Origin of the sequence: Streptomyces sp. NPDC049577, assembly GCF_040675635.1 — a bacterium.
In the GTDB taxonomy this organism is placed as follows: Bacteria; Actinomycetota; Actinomycetes; order Streptomycetales; family Streptomycetaceae; genus Streptomyces.
Window position 1 is genome coordinate 1 of sequence record NZ_JBFAPH010000640.1, and the last position, 1276, is coordinate 1276.

The window sequence follows — 1276 nt, forward strand, 5'->3', positions numbered from 1 at the left end:
TGGGGTTCTTGGAGACCAGCGGACCGGCGGACTTGTCCCGCTCCTCCTGGAGGGCGTCGGCGAGCTGGGTCGCCTTGCCCGTCATCTCGGTGAGGCCCGCGTCCTCGGCTTCCGGCCGGGCGCCGGGCCGTTGCTGCCGGTGGTGATGCGGATGGGCGGCGACCTGGTGCCGGCCGACTGCTGGGCCGCCCTGGCGGGCGCGGTGCAGAAGGAGCTGGCGTCCGTGGGCGTGCCCGTGCTGCTGGGCGTCCGGCTGCCGGAAGAGCGGGTTCCGCTTCTGGTGGGGCTGCGGAACGAGGAGGAGCGCACGGCCGTGGCCGACCGCGTGGCGGCCGCGCTGCGCGCGGGGGCCCGGCGGGCCGGCTTCCGGCGGCCGGTGGTGGTCGTCGGCGCGGCGACCGGCTGGTCCACGGCCGGCGCGGGTCTGCGCCACGCCGCGGAGGCGGCGACGGCGGCCCGGGGCCTGCCCGAGCAGGACCGGGCGTGGCACGACGTACGGAGTCTGGACGTCGACGTCCTGCTGTGGCGGCTGCGCTCGCACGGCGATCTGGCGGCCTTCGTCGACCGTGTCCTCGGCCCGCTCCTCGCCCACGACCGCACCGCGCGCCCGCCGCTGCTGCCCACCCTGGAGACGTATCTCGCGCACGCGGGCCGCAAGGCGGAGACCGCGCGCGAGCTCCACCTCAACCGGCAGACGCTCTACGACCGCCTCGCCCGCATCACGCGGCTGCTGGGCGTGGACGTGGACGACCCGGACACGGTCCTCGCCCTGAGCCTGGCGCTGCGCGCGCGGCGGAATCACACGCGTTCGGCCAGCTCGTCGTAGACGTTCAGCACATTGGCGACCGTGTCGTCCTCGGAGGGCCAGGTCGCCGCCCGGGCGTGCCCGGCGGCGACGAGCTCCGCCCGCCGCACGGGGTCGTCCAGGAGCCGGCTCACCGCCGCCGCCAGCGCGGCGGGCTCGCCGTAGGGGACGAGCACGGCCGCGTCCCCGACGAGGTCCGGCACGCCGCCGACCGACGTCGCCACCAGCGGGACCCCGGCGTGCAGCGCCTCCTGCGCGAGCAGCGCCCGGGCCTCCCAGCGGCTGGGCAGGATCGCCACGTCCGCCGTCGCCAGCAGCTCCGGCACGTCGTCGCGGCGGCCCACCAGCCGCACCGGCAGTTCCTCCGCCTCGATCCGGCGCTGCAGCGCGGGCCGCTCGCGCCCCTCCCCCGAAGCGCGCCTGTACCTCTCGCGGCAGCTCTTCGAGGAGGCCGTGCACGTCCAGTTCTAT

The 1276-nt window shown here is 76.9% G+C and carries 1 protein-coding gene and 1 pseudogene; one reads left to right on the top strand and one right to left on the bottom strand.

All coding sequences use genetic code 11. The features are described from left to right. A partial coding sequence (locus tag AB0K09_RS33485; protein WP_366069156.1) for a helix-turn-helix domain-containing protein occupies positions 1-826 on the top strand: 826 nt, incomplete at its 5' end. On the opposite strand, the pseudogene AB0K09_RS33490 reads toward AB0K09_RS33485, so the two are convergent. Further along, positions 799-1218, bottom strand: a pseudogene (locus tag AB0K09_RS33490) (glycosyltransferase family 4 protein); the annotation flags it as partial. The gene AB0K09_RS33485 and the pseudogene AB0K09_RS33490 sit on opposite strands and share 28 nt — an antisense overlap. Between the last annotated feature and the right edge of the window lie 58 nt (positions 1219-1276).